This window comes from Olivibacter sp. CPCC 100613 (assembly GCF_036959255.1).
Classification (GTDB): domain Bacteria; phylum Bacteroidota; class Bacteroidia; order Sphingobacteriales; family Sphingobacteriaceae; genus Olivibacter.
On sequence record NZ_JAWMTI010000001.1, the window covers coordinates 1,497,742 to 1,515,459 of the forward strand.

At 39.5% G+C, this 17,718-nt stretch carries 13 protein-coding genes; 12 read left to right on the forward strand and 1 reads right to left on the reverse strand.

All coding sequences use genetic code 11. The annotated features are described in order from the left end of the window. Positions 1-41: 41 nt before the first annotated feature. The 9 genes from RYH73_RS06095 (at position 42) to RYH73_RS06135 (ending at position 13,519) form a co-directional block, all read left to right on the forward strand. Entirely contained in the window at positions 42-1,103 is a 1,062-nt protein-coding gene (locus RYH73_RS06095; RefSeq protein ID WP_335312510.1) for a lipopolysaccharide biosynthesis protein, read from the forward strand. 2 nt (positions 1,104-1,105) lie between these two features. After that, positions 1,106-2,017 carry a glycosyltransferase family 2 protein gene (locus tag RYH73_RS06100; RefSeq protein WP_335312511.1) on the forward strand — a complete coding sequence of 304 codons (912 nt, stop codon included), beginning with the start codon at positions 1,106-1,108 and terminating at the stop codon, positions 2,015-2,017. 113 nt (positions 2,018-2,130) lie between these two features. After that, a complete protein-coding gene (locus RYH73_RS06105) occupies positions 2,131-3,828 on the forward strand; it encodes a capsule assembly Wzi family protein (protein ID WP_335312512.1) in 1,698 nt (565 codons plus the stop codon). A gap of 40 nt (positions 3,829-3,868) precedes the next feature. Continuing rightward, positions 3,869-5,551 carry a capsule assembly Wzi family protein gene (locus RYH73_RS06110; protein ID WP_335312513.1) on the forward strand — a complete coding sequence of 561 codons (1,683 nt, stop codon included), beginning with the start codon at positions 3,869-3,871 and terminating at the stop codon, positions 5,549-5,551. Positions 5,552-5,651: 100 nt separating this feature from the next. Continuing rightward, the gene (locus tag RYH73_RS06115; protein ID WP_335312514.1) at positions 5,652-8,174 is read left to right on the forward strand and encodes an SLBB domain-containing protein; all 2,523 of its coding nucleotides are present in this window, start codon (positions 5,652-5,654) and stop codon (positions 8,172-8,174) included. Positions 8,175-8,216: 42 nt separating this feature from the next. Beyond that, positions 8,217-9,290, forward strand: coding sequence for a lipopolysaccharide biosynthesis protein (locus RYH73_RS06120; protein WP_335312515.1), 1,074 nt, complete (start codon positions 8,217-8,219; stop codon positions 9,288-9,290). Between the two features lie 136 nt (positions 9,291-9,426). Next, complete coding sequence (locus RYH73_RS06125; RefSeq protein ID WP_335312516.1) at positions 9,427-10,926, forward strand: hypothetical protein; 1,500 nt, start codon at positions 9,427-9,429, stop codon at positions 10,924-10,926. Then, a complete protein-coding gene (locus RYH73_RS06130; protein WP_335312517.1) occupies positions 10,926-12,374 on the forward strand; it encodes a Coenzyme F420 hydrogenase/dehydrogenase, beta subunit C-terminal domain in 1,449 nt (482 codons plus the stop codon). The genes RYH73_RS06125 and RYH73_RS06130 overlap by 1 nt, the downstream gene beginning before the upstream one ends. Before the next feature lie 5 nt (positions 12,375-12,379). Further along, on the forward strand, positions 12,380-13,519 hold the full coding sequence (locus tag RYH73_RS06135; RefSeq protein ID WP_335312518.1) for a polysaccharide pyruvyl transferase family protein: 1,140 nt from the start codon (positions 12,380-12,382) through the stop codon (positions 13,517-13,519). 22 nt (positions 13,520-13,541) lie between these two features. On the opposite strand, the gene RYH73_RS06140 is transcribed toward RYH73_RS06135, so the two are convergent. Next, positions 13,542-14,522 carry a glycosyltransferase family 2 protein gene (locus RYH73_RS06140; protein WP_335312519.1) on the reverse strand — a complete coding sequence of 327 codons (981 nt, stop codon included), beginning with the start codon at positions 14,520-14,522 and terminating at the stop codon, positions 13,542-13,544. 237 nt (positions 14,523-14,759) lie between these two features. Here RYH73_RS06140 and RYH73_RS06145 point away from each other — a divergent pair, with 237 nt between their 5' ends. The 3 genes from RYH73_RS06145 to RYH73_RS06155 are packed head-to-tail and all read left to right on the forward strand — an operon-like array spanning position 14,760 to position 17,708. Then, a complete protein-coding gene (locus RYH73_RS06145) occupies positions 14,760-15,476 on the forward strand; it encodes an acylneuraminate cytidylyltransferase family protein (RefSeq protein ID WP_335312520.1) in 717 nt (238 codons plus the stop codon). 20 nt (positions 15,477-15,496) lie between these two features. After that, positions 15,497-16,177 carry an inositol monophosphatase family protein gene (locus RYH73_RS06150; RefSeq protein ID WP_335312521.1) on the forward strand — a complete coding sequence of 227 codons (681 nt, stop codon included), beginning with the start codon at positions 15,497-15,499 and terminating at the stop codon, positions 16,175-16,177. Then, the gene (locus RYH73_RS06155; protein WP_335312522.1) at positions 16,107-17,708 is read left to right on the forward strand and encodes an N-acetylneuraminate synthase family protein; all 1,602 of its coding nucleotides are present in this window, start codon (positions 16,107-16,109) and stop codon (positions 17,706-17,708) included. Before RYH73_RS06150 ends, RYH73_RS06155 begins: the two co-directional genes overlap by 71 nt. The last annotated feature ends 10 nt before the right edge of the window (positions 17,709-17,718 follow it).

Below are 17,718 nucleotides of genomic sequence, written 5' to 3' on the forward strand. Positions count from 1 at the left end.
GATGATTTAGATAGGAAACTTAATAGATAGATTTAGAATAAATGGATCAAGAACAAGCAAATCACCAGATCACACTAAATGAGTTAACAACTAGGGTTGGAGAGATTGCTTTTCAGCTAAGAAAAAACTATAAAATACTAATTTTGGCTTTTGTGATTGGTTGTTTAGCGGGGGTGTCGTATGCACTTCTAAAAGATAAAGAATACAAAGCTGAATTAAGTTTTGTTCTAGCAGATAATAGCGGTGGAGGTGGCGGACTAAGCGCGTATGCTGGTATTGCATCGCAGTTTGGTATCGATTTGGGAGGAGTCGGAGAAAGCAACGGTTTGTTTAAAGGAGACAACATTTTGGAATTTATTAGATCCCGCCGCATTATCAGCCAAGCTTTACTCAATGAAGTGATAATTGACGGAAAAAGTGAACTTTTGGCAAATCGTTACGCAAAGGCTGCTGGTTTTAAGCAAGATTGGAACAAAGAAGCGGAGACGAAAAACTTCATTTTTAATAAAGATCAGCACGGTTTGCAAGACAGTTTGATACAAGTTTTGTACCTTCATATTTTAAAGAAAACGCTTATAGTTTCTAAGCCAGACAAGAAACTGAACATTATTAAAGTAACAACCAGAAGTACCGATGAGTTATTTGCAAAGAAATTTACAGATGAGTTGATTAATAATGTGATGACTTTTTATGTTGATACAAAAACAAAGAAGGAGCAAGAGAATTTGGATATCCTTACCCATCAAGTTGACTCCGTACGGAGAAAGTTGTACGAAGCTTTGGGAGGGGCAGCAGAAGCTAACGATAACAACCCAAATCCTAATCAAGCACGACAAAAATTACAAGTGTTGTCTCAAAGAAAACGGGTTGATGCGCAGGTAAATGGAAAAATATTAGAAGAACTGGTAAAGAATCAGGAGCTGGCGCGTATAAGTCTTCGAAAGGAAATGCCTATTATTCAAATCATAGATGCTCCATTATTGCCTTTACAGAACAATTCAATAGGACCAATAAAAGCAGGTATATTAGGTGCCCTGGTTTTTAGTTTTCTTGTGGCGGCTTTCTTTATGTTAAAGGTTTTGTTGAAACCAATGAGTAATTAGTTATGGATAAACTGGCGCTTGTTACGGTACTGTACAAAAGTAACGAAGTTTTAACCGGCTTTTTTAAAACGCTTTCACAGCAAACGTTTACCCGATATCATTTATATCTAATCGATAATGCACCTAATAAAGAAACGGATCTGTTACTGCAAGCATTAAAAGCCAGTTATCCGATTTCGGCATGTACTCATGTTAAAAATCCAACCAATTACGGGGCAGCTAAAGGCAACAACCAAGGTATTTCATTGGCTTTGAAAAAAGACTATAGTCATATATTGTTATTAAACAATGATATCGAATTTATTTCAAATGACGCGCTCGAAATCCTTGTTCAGAAAGCTGAAACAGATAAAGAAACGATTATCATTCCTAAAATGCTTTACTATGATAGTCGAAAGATTTGCATGGCAGGTGGATATTTAAACTATGCCACGGCTGTTACCGAGCATATCGGTGCAGGGGAGGAAGACCAAGGACAATACGATCAAGCAGGCTATGTGAACTACGGCCCTACCACCTTTATGTTATTGGCAAGGGAAGTACTGGAGAAAGTGGGACCGATGGACGAACGATATTTCGCTTATTACGAAGATACGGATCTAATATTTCGAGCCACGCAATTAGGTTATAAAATCTATTACATGCCAAGCGTCGTAATTTTACATAAAGAGAGTTCACTAACAGGAGGACAACGCTCATCTTTTTTTGTGTATTATATTAACAGAAACCGCATTTTCTTTATTCGCAAACATATGAAAGGAATAGCTAAATTGAAAGCGATGCTCAAGGCGGCGGTCGATTTTTTACGTATGTTCAGGCACTATCAGTATACGCAGCGAAAAGTATTATTAAAGGCTATACGGGATGGCATGCTGTCAAAACGTTTCGGGATTCAAAATGCAACCAATATATAGTGAACTTGAATTGTAGCGAATTACGTTATTTTCATCGTTAGATTCGCATAGTAGAATTAGCATAATTTTTGCTGCGAGACAGCAGCTTCAAAAGCATAACAAAAATGCACTAAATGAGAACATTTCTATACAACATAACCTTCTCACTTCTTTTTTTAAGTAGTTTTTATCAGCAGGCACTGTCGCAGAGACTTTCCCTAGGTACCCCGGTACTAGACGATTATTATCGCCGTTTGCAATTGCTGGGGCAAGTAGATTCAACGATCTCGTTTAACATACGCCCTCTTAACGCTGGTGCTTTAGGTGTTCAAGATGTGTACAGGCCCGATAGTTTAAACGGCAGTTCCCGTAGTATTGTTTGGCAAAAAGATGGGCAAGGGATGGTTCAGATCCTTCCAATTATCTGGCAAAATCAATATACCAGCGGATTTCCAACGGGTTATAATGATGGCCCCATGATTCCCAATGTGGGTTATCAAACTCTTTTTAGTGCGGGGTTTTATGCACAGTATAAGTTTTTAAGCATTCAATTCAGGCCAGAGATAGTATATGCACAAAATAAATCTTACCCTATTTTTACGGGCGGTAGTGAAAATGCGATGCGCGTTTGGTATGATTTCTACAATAATATCGATATGCCCACCCGTTTTGGTGATGGTAATTATTTTCGTTTTCTCCCTGGACAAAGTAGCATACGAGCTACGTTTGATCCCGTGTCGGTGGGTTTCAGTACGGAAAATCTATGGTGGGGCCCCGGGATTCATAATTCCCTCTTGATGAGCAATACAGCTCCCGGTTTTCCACATATTACCGTTAATAGCAGTAAACCCATACGAAGTAATATTGGATCATTCGAAGGACAAGTGATTGCCGGTGGTCTTACGGCTTCAGGTTTTGCTCCCAGGCAGGTAGGCCAATCCACCGATTTTGACTACCTGTATGAACCCAAACCAAGTAGCTGGCGCTATATTGGCGGAGCTATTTTTTCTTATCAACCCAAGTGGGTTTCAGGGCTATCACTAGGTGTTTCACAAAGTTTCGTCGTATATCGCGATTCAATGGGAAATGGACTCAATGATTATCTGCCTTTTTTGGGACCATCCTCAAAAAACAGCACGGCCAATGGACCGACGAGTCGAGAAGAAAGACGTAACCGCGATCGCTATTCCTCCTTTTTCGTTCGTTGGGCCTTGCCGAAAGGTAAAGCGGAGTTTTATGCCGAATACGGGCGTAATGAACCCGCTTGGAATGGCCGCGATAAGATCGTGGAGATGGACCACTCAAGAGCCTATATACTAGGCTTCCGAAAATTAGTACCTATGAAAGGAGGAACAGAGCACCTTCAAGTTGGTTTTGAATTTACGCAGTTAGATAAAACCAGAACTTACCGAGTACGCCCTTATGAAAGTTGGTATAGTAATTCGATGGTGCGCCATGGCTACACCCATTTAGGTCAAATTTTAGGTGCCGGTATAGGTCCGGGCAGTAATGTGCAGTCATTAACACTTAGCTGGTTAAAAGGACTGAAGCAGCTGGGAATATTGTTTGAGCGGCAGGAACAACAAACTGACCTATTTTATGGCTTACTTTCCTACAGTGGAGATTATCGACGTAATTGGGTGAATTTATCAGCTACCTTGAATGGCGAATGGGATTATAAGAATTTTCTTTTTATAGCGCGGATGAAATTCATGAACGGATTGAACTTCAATTATGACATCAAGTTAAAACCCGGTGGAACTTTTTGGGATTTTATTCCCCAAGATAAGTTTAATTTCCAGGGACAGCTGGGTATGATGTATCGATTTTAGCCGATGGCTGGTAATATTTCTGAAGAAGTAAAGAATACACATGAAGAAACAAAATATACTTTTAGTCTATTTTTTAATAGCGACTTTGAGTTTAAAGGCGCAGGTACTTCCAGTTGGAACACCGGTATTAGAAGATTATTACCGTCGTTTGCAATTATTAGGTAAGCTTGACTCCACCATTTCTTTCAATGTAAGACCTTTAAGCAATGAAGCCTTAAAGCAAGCGAATATTTACGATCCTGAGGGGTCACAGGAGCATAGCAATAGCATTTATCGATCGCGAGATGGAAAGGGGATGATACAGTTAATGCCCCTAGTGTGGCAAAACCAGATTAACAGCAATTTCCCTTACGGCTGGAATGATGCAGGGATGATTCCGGCAGCAGGTTATCAAACCATGGTCGCAGCAGGAGTGTATGCACAGTATAAATTTTTGAGTATCCAATTACGGCCAGAGTTTGTATTTGCACAAAATAGTAACTTTCAGGGCTTCGAAGGACTCGATAGGAATTGGTGGGCCAAATGGTACCGCTATATGAACGGAATTGATGCGCCGGAGCGCTTCGGGACAGGGACTTACTCGCGCTTCTTTCCTGGCCAGAGCAGCGTACGTTTAAATTTTCACCCTGTTTCAATAGGGGTTTCAACAGAGAGTCTATGGTGGGGCCCCGGTCTGCGCAATAGCTTATTAATGAGTAACAATGCACCGGGGTTTTTACATGCTACCATTAACACAACACGGCCGATCCGCACATCTATTGGTTCCTTCGAAGGTCAATTAGTGGCCGGTAGGCTGGAAGACTCCGGTTATCCCCCTACACCTTTGGGGAATCCCACCCATTACGATGAACTGTATCAGCCCAAACCGGATGACTGGCGTTATTTCTCCGGTTTGACTTTGTCCTATCAGCCAAAATGGCTTCCTGGATTTAGCTTAGGTTTTAATACCGTATTTACTGTTAACCACAAAGACATGGGAAATAAATTAGGAGATTATTTACCCTTTTTCCCTTCGAATTCAATGAATGAGAATTTTGATCCGGACGATATCAATAATGTGGCCGATCAAGCCGCACAGGATGTGAATGCGTCAGTGTTTTTTCGATGGCTTATACCCGAAGCCCAATTCGAAATTTACGGAGAGTATGCGCGAAATGATCGTTCATATGATTTACGCGACTTAGCAGTTCAGCTAAATCATTCTCGGTCCTATATGTTTGGGCTACGAAAGATGTTTCCTGTCCGTATAATTGACCAGCAAGACCTGTTTGAGGTTGCGTTTGAAATGACTCAATTAGAACAATCAAAAAATGCCGATATTCGTCCTACAGAACCGATGTACTACCACTATATCGTCAGAAGTGGTTATACAAATCTAGGTCAAATCCTTGGGGCTGGCGTAGGTTATGGCAATAACGTACAGTCTCTGCACATAAGTTGGTTAAACAAGTTGAAAAGACTGGGCGTTCAGGTAGAGCGCTTAGTACATAATAATGCCCTTTTCTATGACTTGATTGGGGATCGACGACGTAACTGGATCGACCTAAATATCGGAGCCTTTGGAGAATACGACTTTAAAAGATTTATTTTTCAAAGTAAATTAATTTTTACAAAGGCTTATAATTATCAATATCAAATTGGTGAAAGTACCAATTTGTGGAGTTTCAGAAAAAAGGATAGTGGCAACATTCATTTTCAGGCCGGTATGCTGTACCGTTTTTAGTCACTTGTTAAAGTATCGATCTATGATTACTTAAATAACCGCTACCTATTTTACAAAAAAAAGTGTTTCTTTGCAAATTATATTAAAACTATTACACTCTATGCAATTAAGATCTCGGATTAAGTGTTTCTTGGTGTTTTTGGGCTTCCTTTGGATTGGTACAACTGTTTTAGCACAAAATATCAATACACAAGATCTCAGTACATTGAACGTAGACGACCTAAGTGACGATCAGATTCGGGAAATGATGCAGCAAGCACAATCGGCCGGACTAAGCGAATCTCAAATGATCCAAATGGCTCAGCAAAGGGGCATGAGTCAAAGCGAAATAGAGAAATTAAGACAACGCGTTCAGCAACTTGGCGGTCAAAGTCCGATAAGCACGACCGACACGAGTACGCAACAAAGTAGTGCCCGAAGCTATGTCACTACAGATAGCATAAGGTTCCTCAATGGTGATATTTCAACGAAGACACCGCAACAATTGAGAGAAGATTCTTTACGTGCGCGTATTTATGGCGCTAGCTTATTTTTAAACGTTAATCCGGTTTTCGAACCTAATCTTAATATTGCTACGCCCGAAAGTTATGTGATTGGCACAGGAGACGAGTTACAAGTTGATATTTACGGTAACTCAGAGGCAAGTTATACGCTTAAAGTGAGTCCTGATGGGAACATTAACATTCCTTATGTAGGAATCGTTAAAGTGGGAGGTGCCAGTATACAGCAAGCTACTACGCGAATTAAAGCGAAAATGGCGCAGATTTATTCCGCTATGTCAAGCGGAGCAACCAAGGTAAATATTAGTTTGGGAAATATTCGAAGTATTAAAATCATTATTACAGGCGAAGTATTAAAGCCCGGAACCTATACCCTGCCATCCGTTGCCTCTGTTTTTAATGCCTTATATAGCGCAGGTGGGCCAACTTCAAATGGTTCGCTCCGCAGTATAAAAGTAGTTCGAGGAGGGGAAGTAGTAGCCGATGTTGATCTGTACGATTTCCTGCAGACTGGAATCATGGAAGGCAATGTGAATTTACATGATCAAGATGTAATTCAGGTGTCGCCGTATATCTCGAGGGTGGAGATGATCGGTGCCGTTAAAAGACCATTGTTATTTGAAACCAAACCTGGAGAAAGCTTTAGCGACCTACTCGGGTATGCTGGAGGTTTTACTGAAGACGCCTATAAATCTCGTCTGAGTGTAATTCGTAATACCGGTAAGGAGTATCGTATTGAAGATGTTTTGGAAAGTCAATTCAATCAGTTCGAAGTAAAGACTGGAGACAAATATACAATAGAAAAGACTTTGAACCGTTTTGCAAATAGAGTATTGCTGAATGGGGCAGTGTTTCGTCCAGGAGCCTATGAATTAAGTCCAGGCCTCACGCTTTCGATGCTTATTAAGAAAGCTGATGGCTTAAAAGAAGATGCGTATTTGAAGCGCGGATATATTGTACGATTAAAAGAGGACTATCAAAGGGAACAGGTGAGTTTCAATGTTGCTGAAATATTAGCTGGTACGCAAGCAGACATTGAGCTGAGAAGAGAAGATGTGATTTTTATACCATCACTATTCGACTTGCGTGAAGAATATATGGTTGAGATCAACGGCGAAGTTAGGAAGCCTGGCAAATATCGATATTCAGAAGGTATGTCATTGCAAGAATTAATTTTACAGGCAGGAGGCTTCACCGAAGCAGGAAGTGCGGAACGGATTGAAGTTGCAAGACGGGTGCACAATAAAGATAAAGAAGCTGTCAATACCGCTGCGCGAACAGCAGAAGTTTTTAATGTGGATGTAGATCGCGACTTAAATACGGATGCCAGCTCTTTTGAACTACAACCATTTGACTTGATCAACGTGCGTTCTTCCGCCGGTTACGAGCGTCAACGCACGGTCCGTATAGAAGGAGAGGTATTGTATCCGGGAAATTATACATTGAGTCGAAAAGATGAACGCGTCTCTGACCTTATTAAACGCGCGGGTGGTTTTACCGCGTATGCCTATGTTGAAGGGGGTTCTCTAAAACGCCATCCACTACAACAGGTGGTAAGTGATAGTACCAGTAAAGCTGACAAGGCCGAACAAGCGTCTCTTAAAACATTAGAGGCAGAGCGAATTGCGCGTCTCCAAAATTTACAAGCGACCACCGTTAATCCAAATACGAATAGGGCAATTCAATCACAACAGGATAATTACGTTGGTATCAACTTGGAGGTAATTATACAGAACCCTGGGAAAGATAATGATCTCTTGTTAGAGGGGGGTGACGTGATCCGAGTACCTAAGCAATTGCAGACAGTGAAAGTGAGTGGCGAGGTGCTGTCACCAGTTACTGCTTTATTCGATCAAAATAAGAGTTTCAAAAGTTATATCTCCGAAGCAGGTGGCTTTAGCCAGAAAGCGTTAAGAAAACGTAGTTTTGTTGTTTATGCCAATGGATCAGCGCGTAGTACAAAGAAATTCCTGTTTTTTAATAATTACCCGCGAGTTAAACCCGGAGCGGAGATATTCGTGCCGCAGCGTTTACCGCGTGAGCGCCTTGGCGCAGCGCAGGTTGTTGGATTAGGAACCGGTTTAGCGTCGTTAGCAGCTATTATTGTTTCCTTGTTACGCTAAGAAAAGGTAAGTGAAATAATGACAGAAAAAAGTCGAGACTTTATGCAACGAACTAAGGTCGATGATGAAATCGGATTAAAGGAATTGATTGTCAAATTACAGAATTGGTGGCGTTATTTACTTTCCAAATGGTCAATTATTTTAATTGCAGCAGTAGCTGGCGCCGTTTTTGGCTTGTCGTACAGCCTGTGGAAAAAGACCCTTTATAAAGCGTCTCTTTCTTTTGTTTTAGAAGACCAAAAAGGGGGCGAAAACCTAAGCTCCATGGCTAATTTAGCGTCTTTAATCGGTATTAGTCTAGGCGGGATGGAAGGTGCAAGCTTATTTACTGGTGATAATATTTTGGAGTTTATTAAGTCCAAAAGGATGATTGAGAAGACCTTACTCACAAAAGTGGTGTTGGAAGGAGAAGAACAGTTGTTGGTTGAACGTTACGTCACAGTAAATAAACTTGCTGAAGGGTGGTCAAAAAATGCTAAATTGACCAACTTTAAATTTATCCCTGATTCGGTGGATTATTTTCTCCAGGATTCATTATTAGCTAAGTATCACAAGGCTATTGTTGAGAATGACTTGGTAATTGAGAAGCCAGATAATAAGCTATCTATCATTCAACTAGACATTACGAGTCCAGATGAATTGTTTGCGAAAGCATTTTGTGAAACGTTAATTGAAAATGTAACCAATTTTTATGTAGAAACACGGACGAAAAAATCCGCGGAAAATTTGGAGATATTAACCAAGCAAGTTGATTCTGTTAGAAGGGAGTTAAATGACGCTATCGGAGGGGTAGCATTAGCTGGCGAGGCGAATCCCAATGCCAATGCCGCTTTTCAACGTTTGCGCGTACCTTCGCAAAAAAGACAGATCGATGTACAGGCGAATACAGCGATTCTAAGTGAGCTAGTAAAGCAACAGGAAATTGCAAAACTGAATCTAAGGAATGATAAGCCTCTTGTACAGGCCTTGGACAAGCCTAAATTGCCTTTGGAAAAGGAAGTAATGAGCAAAATAAAAGGCGTTCTTTTAGGAGGATTTGCTTTTAGTTTTCTAACTATAATTGGCTTAATAGTTAAACGACTTTATAGAGAGATCATGGACGAACATTTTGAATAGTTTTAATCGAGGTAGACCGCTTTTCTTATTATCATCGAACGGTAGCTTCGGTGGATAGCACAATATACAGAAACGAATAGTTATGCAAGCATCCAGTAGAGTCGCAGTTAATACGGGCATCTTGTATGTTCGAATGATGGTGACGGTAGGTATTTCTTTGTATTCCACGCGTTTGATATTAAGTGCGCTTGGCGTTGTTGACTTCGGGATTTTCAATTTGATTGCTGGAATAATTGCATTATTGGCATTTGTAAACAATGCCATGTCAACATCTACTCAGCGATATCTTTCTTTTTATCAAGGCGCGGAGAATAAGCGTTTAATAGTAAATGTCTTTCGGCATAGCTATCTTTTGCACTTGATAATCGGAATTAGTATGGTTGTAATCTTGGGCGGTTTAAAATTTATATTATTTGGGGGCTTTTTAAATATACCAGTTAGTCGTCTTGGCGCGGCCGTATACGTTTATTACTTCATGATAATAACCGTCTTTTTTAATGTTATTTCAGTGCCTTTCGTAGCATCGCTTACAGCTCACGAAAATATGCTATGGGTAGCCGTCGTTGCTTGTGCAGAAGTTTTATCCCGTTTAGCTATAGCATTATTGCTTTTAAATATCTCTGAAGGGAGGTTAGAGATATTTGCTGCTCTTACTGCCTTAACTGCCCTGATCAGTTTCCTTATGTATGCCATTTTCTGTATACGGCGATACTATGAATGTTCGTTGCATTTACCTGTTACTATTGAGGTTAAATTAATGAAAGAGTTGAGTACATACGCGGGATGGAATTTGTTTGGCACACTATGTTTTCTAGGCAGAACACAAGGGTTAGCTGTTCTATTAAATCTTTTTTTGGGGTCGGTGGTGAATGCAGCTTATGCAATAGCCAATCAAGTTACTGCCCAGTTGAGTTTTTTTTCTACAACTATGCTCCGCTCTCTCAATCCACAAATTATGAAGAGTGAAGGCGCAGGTGATCGAGAACGGATGCTCAGACTAGCTTTAATGGCCTGTAAATTTGGTTTTCTTCTATTAGCGATGATAGCTATTCCGGCTCTTTTTGAAATGGCAGCCATAATGCGGTTTTGGCTTAAGAATGTGCCGCCTTATACGGTAGTGTTCTGTCAATTGGTGATTATCGCAACCTTAATAAATCAGTTAACGGTAGGTTTACAATCGGCTATACAAGCCACAGGCAATATTAAAGCATACCAAAGTTTAGTAGGTACGCTCATTTTATTGAATTTGCCACTAGCGTACATCTTATTACTTCTTGGTTTTTCGGCAGAATCAGTTTTGAAGAGTTATTGTTTGGTAGAGCTTATAGCCTGTGGTTTACGTCTAAATTTCGCGAGGAAGCTTGCCGGGCTGTCAGAGCGGAGATATCTTAATGAGATGCTATCTAAACTTCTTGTTCCTATTATTGGTGCAGTGACGATGAGTTATTTTTGTACAAGTCGGCTACACGAGTTTCCTTATCGCTTCGTTTTAAACTTTAGCATTATTGTTCCTTTTTTTTGTGTTTTAGTTTATTTTTTTAGTTTAGACAGCTCCGAAAAGAAATTAGTAAATGGCATAGTAATGAAAATCTTTTATTTTATTAAAATAAAGTGGGATACAGCAAGAAATAGATAATGGATATACAGAACAAAACATCGAGCATCACGCAGCTCTTTGACACAGTCGTAAGTGGCGGGTATTGCATCGGTTGTGGCGCCTGTGCCGCTTTGGAGGGATCTCCAATTAATATCGGCCTTGATTCATTTGGGAGATTAGTTGCCCAAAAGAACGTGAGTGATGGAGACGAAGCACTTAGTTCTCTTCCGGTGGCCGATGTTTGCCCTTTTTCCAATTATAGCAAAAATGAAGACGAGCTGGGAAAATCATTATTTGGACAAAACGCCCAGTATAGAGATAAGCTTGGCTATCATATTTCTACCTATGCCGGATATGTGAAGGAAAGCGGTTTTCGATCCCAGGGTAGTTCAGGAGGGATGGGTTCATGGATTGCGTGTACTATGTTGGCTAAGGGTATGATAGATGGCGTTATCCATGTTAAACAAAAACGTCCAACGGAAGATGACCCCCGATTGTTTTATTATAATATTTCTACAACAGCAGAAGAAGTTGGAGAAGGGGCCAAATCAAAATATTATCCGGTTGAGTTGTCTGAGGTCATTCATTTTGTTCGAAATAACAAGAGGAAATATTTACTCGTAGGGGTTCCGTGCTTTATAAAGGCTGTACGGCTCCTCAGTAATCAAGATCCGATCATAAAAGAGAGGGTTGCGTACTGTGTCGGGTTGGTTTGCGGTCATTTAAAGAGTAGTAAATTCGCTGAAATGTTTTCTTGGCAATGTGGTATTGCTCCGCGGAACCTTTTATCTATTGATTTCCGAACCAAGTTGGAAGGATTTGGCGCTAATCAATATGGCGTAACAGTAACGGGTTATAAAGGTGGTCAGCAAGTACGTCGAGTAAGCCCGCCCGTTAATACGATGTATGGTACCAATTGGGGACTTGGATTCTTTAAGTATCAAGCATGTGATTACTGTGACGACGTGGTAGCTGAAACAGCCGACATTACAATCGGAGATGCTTGGCTACCGCAGTACGTTGGTGACGGTCTTGGAACCAATATTATCATAGTTAGGAATCCGCTTATTCAGTCGCTTGTCGAAGATGCGGAACGTTCCGGTAAAATAAATCTTGACCTCCTAAGCCCAGACGACGTTATCGAATCGCAGCGAGCCGGTTTCTACCATCGTCGAGAGGGATTAGCATATAGACTGTTGCTTAAGGATAAGCAATCTCAGTGGCGTCCCCGTAAGCGAGTTAGTGCCAATAGCCAAAAGCTTTCCCGCAAAATCAGAAGACGATTTAGGCTTCGCGAAATAATGGCGGAGGAAAGCCATATTGGGTTTAAGAAGGCCGTTGAAGCGAATAATTTTAGTGTTTTTGAAGCGTATATGGCACCGATCGTGACCGATTACTACAGACAATATGCTGCGCCGCTATGGAGGCGGATTGGAAGTGATTTAAAAAAACATATTAAGAAAATTTTCAGAATAAATATAGTGTAAGACAGATGAGAATAGGAATAATGACATTTTGGGAGAGTCAAGATAATTACGGACAACAATTACAAGCGTTTGCTCTCCAGACATTTCTTCGCCAACTGGGACATGATGCATTTTTAATTAAGTATCATCGGCACGGGTCAGTTCCTCCTAGAAAAACACTTTTACAACGCATAGTCCAATTTAATCCTATTAAATCTGCCAAGGCACGAATAGCTCATTCCAAGCTGCGAAAATTTAGTGCGTTCGAACAGGCGCACCCACGGCATTTTAATTCTTTCAAGGATAATCGTTTAGTTTTTGGTGATCGACTATATACTTCGTTGGATGAGCTTATGACTTTTCCGCCAAAAGCTGACGCCTATATTTGTGGAAGTGATCAGATTTGGAATAATACCTTTTCGGTTTCTTGCGAACCTTATCTGCTAGGATTTGGGGACCTTAAAACGAAGCGTATAGCCTATGCCGCCAGTTTTGGACAAAAAGTGCTTTCAGCTGATACCCTTCGTTTGTTTAGACGATATTTACCTAAATTCGATGCTGTTAGTGTACGGGAGAAAAGTGGGCTAACGCTTTGTAAGAAGATTGGTTATACAAATGCTATTTGGGTGCCTGATCCTACGTTGCTTTTTGATAAGTCACATTGGACATCGCTTTTAAAGAACGATAAAGAATTTGATAGAAAAAAAAATACGCAGTTATTTTTGTATACACTAGGAAACAGCAAAATCAATCACAGGGAACAAATCATACATTATCTAAAAAATAAAGAGGCAGTAGATACTCTTCATGTATCCGCTAATCGTGACATGAGCGGTGATTATTTTCCAAGGGTTGAAGAGTGGGTACACGCAATTTCACAATCGGATTATTTGGTGACAAATTCGTTTCATGGGGCAGTTTTTAGCATTCTTTTCAATAAAAATTTCATTGTGCTGCCTAATACGGGCGTAGCTACAGGAATGAATGAACGTGTACTTAGCCTTTTAGAAAAATTGAACCTGACTGAGCATTTATTATGGCAGTTCGATCCGCAGCGAATTGATTTTCTGTTACAAAAAAAAATTCCATGGGCCAAGATTAATGCCGATATTGCCTCTTGGCGAGAAGATGCAAGGCAATTTTTAAAGAGCGCTTTAGGTGAATGAGCTTAGTGGGACGGTAATCTTATTAGGAAGTTACTTTGTCAAGTAGTTTGATGTAGAGTGTGCTCAGCCATGGAGAAAAGTTTTCGAGCGGGATCAATATTCTATTGTGAATTGGAAACTGTTTTCGTAATTTAATGGGACATGGTTTGTAAAATATCCGATATAAAAAATCGAAATAATTTTTATCAAACTTTGATCCCCTTCGTTGTTTGATGGCTGCTATAATCTTTGAAATGGCGTGTAAACAAAGTTGGTTGTAGACAAGATTGTGCGTTAGTAGACCTTGATTATACAAATAGTTGTACATCCAGTGTTCAGCCTTTAAAACGTTTAATGCGTTATCAAATGATAGATTACTAGTAATACTACTTGCCGTCCTTTTGTATCCATAAATGACGGTATCAACAGAAGTAACTCGAAAAGATGATTGTGCAAAGATCTGCGTATTAAGAATGAGATCCTCACCGTGATAAATATTATCGGGGACGGCGAGTCCATTAAAGAGGTTTTTCCGATAAAGTTTTGCCCATAAAGTACGAAAAGAATGGGTGAAGAAAAAAACGAGTTTGTCAACGGGGTCGGTTGTATCGATCATCGGAGGAATGACCCTATTAATCTGGATATCATCTATAATTTCGTATCCGCCTATTATCACATCCCCATTTGTTTTTATCTGCTGTTGGCATAATATATTGATTGCGCTTTGCGAGGGGATGTAGTCATCGGCATCCAAGAAAAACAAGAAATCCCCAGTTGCTTTTTTGATTCCTAAGGGTCTCGACTGTTGGGGCCCCAGATTCATCCGATTATGGATAACATGAAACTGAAAGTTTTCGTTAGCATAGTGATTACAAATAGCTGCAGAACCGTCTGAGCTACAGTCGTTGATTGCGATAATTTCTAGATCATCCCATTTTTGATTTAAACAGCTATTAAAACATTTCTCTAGGGTTTTTTCTGCATTATAAATAGGAATAATAATCGAGACGCGCATGTTCTTCATTTCTGTTTTCTTGTTATACTAGCGATGGTTACCTCAAAATCACCGCCACCGGATTAAAAAAGATTTCTTTTTCGGCGTAAATATAAGGTTTTCTAGGCGGGTTGGTTTTACTTTACTTAAGCTGAGGCTCAATAAATTTTCCTCAACATCTGTATACTTTGTAATGTTATTCTTACATTTGCCGTTTAGCAAATAAAGAACCTTACAGATACGACGGCAACTGATAGATCCACTTTAATGAACAAGAAAATAATTTACGCCATCATACCTGCTAGATCAGGGTCAAAAGGATTACCGAACAAGAACATCAAACTACTGAATGGTATACCGCTTATAGCCTATTCTATTAAATTTGCACAAGCACTTGGCTGTGATAAAGTAATCTGTTCTACTGATTCGGAAGAATATGCTGCTATTGCTATTAAATATGGAGCAGAAGTTCCATTTTTGCGTTCGGATTATGCTGCAAATGACACAGCAATGGAGGAGGATATTTTGCGGGATCTAGCTTTAAAATTTGAAGAATATAAACTGCTTATACCAGACGTTTTGGTTTGGCTAAGACCGACTTTTGTTTTTAGAGATCTTGAGGTTATTCGGCGCGGGATCGATTTACTCGTGGAAAACAATGATTTTACCGCAGCAAGGACGGTTTGTGAATCAGAATCTAGATTATACAGCCTTAAGCATGGTGTTTTAAAGCCTGCTTTTGACGATCGAGGAAAATCCATGATACGCAGACAGGATATCGGAAGATTTTATAAAGTATTCAGTACGGATATTATCCGTTTTAACGCGAAGTCAATTAACGACGATTTTTTAGGAAGGCATGTTTTAGGCTTGGAGATCAATAAGCTTTGCGGTCTTGATATAGATGACGCAGAGGATTTTCAAATTATTGAATCAATAATTCAAAACAATAGGATGTTGGTAGAAAAGTATTTATTTGTATAACCCGCTTATATATTGAACTGATGAATATTTGTGGAGAGATAAAGACACTTATTACGAATAATATAAAGCAAGTTTGTTCCTTAAGAAATATCAAAAGGAAAAAAGAAGACGATAGCTACGTGTCGGAGGGAGATTTACTCTTTGAATCATTGATAAAAACATATTTAGCGGTTCATTATCCTGACTTTTTTCTTGTATCGGAAGAATCTCCGGAACTCAATACACTTCATGTCAAAAAAGCTAATGTAATCATATTGGATCCTATAGATGGTACAGAAAATTTTGTGTCTGGGTTGAAAGAATGGGGCGTTGCTGTTTGTGTGTATAAAGAAGGAAAACATCAGCAATCCATGTTAGCGTTACCAGAACTGGGATGCTATTTAGTTACAGGAGAAAAAATAGAAAGATATGAGTCCCGAATAGCCGGGATATCTTCTAGTTTGACTAGAGAAGATTTGCTTAAATTAGAACCTGGATTTGAATACCGTATAATAGGTTGTTGTGTGTACAATATGTATAACGTTATTACGGGTTCTTATTTTTCATTTGAAAATCCGAAAGGAGCAAAGATCTGGGACATTATTCCAGGCTTAAATTTAGCAATCGAGCACGGATTAAACGTTATAGTAAATGATAAACCATACCATGGAGAACTACTTGACCCAAATCAGCGATATTGTTTTAAGATCTGGCAAAACTAAGCTAGCGATAATAGGAAAAGGAAATTCGATAAATGATGTCAAAGTTGCTAAACTGAAAGATTTTTTCATAATTAACCTGAATGATTCCGAAAAAATTATAGCAGGAGATGTGGCTCTGTTCTATCGTACAGATGTCTATGAACCTTTAAGAAACCTCGGTTTCCGAGCCAAGAAATACATTGCACCTGCTTATTTAAAGATTCCATCAGAAAAGCACATAGAAGTCGCTCATCATACATCAGGGCAAGATAGCTTTGAATATACTTATGATTATTTTCAGGAAGAACAGTTCTATCTAGTAGATTTCATTATCTTATCAGCTATTAAGCTAGCCATACATTACCAGCAAATCCTTCAAAAGAAAATCGAAGTTTATTTTATCGGATTCGATTTTTTTGCAAGTAGTATCAAGCCAGATGAAAATCAAATGCATGATTTAGACTATGTGAATGTCTTGCTTAAAACACAAGGTTCCTTTTTTTCTTCTATCTTAGAAACTTTTCATGAGGCGTATCCTGAAATTTCGCTGTATCATGTAGGAGATAAGAAGTATAGCAATTTATCTATTCAAGGCTTTAATAATCTATTAAGCGAATTGTCGCAACATCAAAAGCTTGGAGGAAAAATATTAAGTAATAGCGAATTATATAAGGCGCTATTAGAAGAAGTAAAGGAAGAAGACAAGGTGATTGTTGTGGCAGAATTCACCAATAACCATATTGCTGATCCGAAACGTCTACGTAAAATGATCGAATTGGCAAAGGAGAGTGGAGCAGATATTATTAAATTACAGAAAAGAGATGTGGACGCTTTTTATACGCCAGAAGAACTCGCAAAGCCTTACCAGTCGCCTTTTGGCAAAACGTTGGGCGACTACCGACGGGGTGTAGAGTTGAATAAAGAATTAATGAAATTGGTGGTGGAAGAATGTGAACGGCATGCCATACCTTGGTTTGTTTCAGTTTTGGACTGGAATTCTTACCTGTTCATGCAGGAGTTTGATACGCCGTTGTTAAAATTACCTTCTACCATATCCAATCACAAAAATTATTTGTTGAAGGTAGGTGAGAATTACGGAGGAGATTTAGTTATCTCTACGGGATTTACAGACGCTAGCTATGAGGATTTTGTTCTTGAGCATTTTTCCGACGGTCGGAATTTGTTTTTGTTGCAATGTACTTCTTCTTATCCCACCCCACCTGAAGCCTGTCAAATTTCGGTTGTTCGCCATTACGGAGAATTGAAAGAGAATAAGTATTCCACTCTTTTTCCCGGTTATTCAAGTCATGATGTTGGCAGTCTTGGCTGTATGTTAGCTGTGGCGGCAGGTGCGCAGATGATTGAAAAGCATGTGAAATTGGGAGATTTAGATTGGATTCATTTCGATGGAGTCGCTATTGATCTTTATAATAACAAATTTCGGGATTTTGTACATGATGTTAGGAAAGCGCAAACAATGTGTGGTAGCAAAAATAAGCAGATTCATGAGCAGGAACACCATAAATATTCGCCTAATTCCTTGAGCAACTAAATAATACCGT

Excerpts from the sequence above, each read along its gene's own strand:
- RYH73_RS06110 (WP_335312513.1), top strand. The coding sequence starts at position 3,869 with ATGAAGAAACAAAATATACTTTTAGTCTATTTTTTAATAGCGACTTTG.
- RYH73_RS06145 (WP_335312520.1), top strand. The coding sequence starts at position 14,760 with ATGAACAAGAAAATAATTTACGCCATCATACCTGCTAGATCAGGGTCA.
- RYH73_RS06140 (WP_335312519.1), bottom strand. The coding sequence starts at position 14,522 with ATGAAGAACATGCGCGTCTCGATTATTATTCCTATTTATAATGCAGAA.
- RYH73_RS06115 (WP_335312514.1), top strand. The coding sequence starts at position 5,652 with ATGCAATTAAGATCTCGGATTAAGTGTTTCTTGGTGTTTTTGGGCTTC.
- RYH73_RS06125 (WP_335312516.1), top strand. The coding sequence starts at position 9,427 with ATGGTGACGGTAGGTATTTCTTTGTATTCCACGCGTTTGATATTAAGT.
- RYH73_RS06095 (WP_335312510.1), top strand. The coding sequence starts at position 42 with ATGGATCAAGAACAAGCAAATCACCAGATCACACTAAATGAGTTAACA.
- RYH73_RS06105 (WP_335312512.1), top strand. The coding sequence starts at position 2,131 with ATGAGAACATTTCTATACAACATAACCTTCTCACTTCTTTTTTTAAGT.
- RYH73_RS06150 (WP_335312521.1), top strand. The coding sequence starts at position 15,497 with ATGAATATTTGTGGAGAGATAAAGACACTTATTACGAATAATATAAAG.
- RYH73_RS06155 (WP_335312522.1), top strand. The coding sequence starts at position 16,107 with ATGATAAACCATACCATGGAGAACTACTTGACCCAAATCAGCGATATT.
- RYH73_RS06135 (WP_335312518.1), top strand. The coding sequence starts at position 12,380 with ATGAGAATAGGAATAATGACATTTTGGGAGAGTCAAGATAATTACGGA.
- RYH73_RS06120 (WP_335312515.1), top strand. The coding sequence starts at position 8,217 with ATGCAACGAACTAAGGTCGATGATGAAATCGGATTAAAGGAATTGATT.
- RYH73_RS06100 (WP_335312511.1), top strand. The coding sequence starts at position 1,106 with ATGGATAAACTGGCGCTTGTTACGGTACTGTACAAAAGTAACGAAGTT.
- RYH73_RS06130 (WP_335312517.1), top strand. The coding sequence starts at position 10,926 with ATGGATATACAGAACAAAACATCGAGCATCACGCAGCTCTTTGACACA.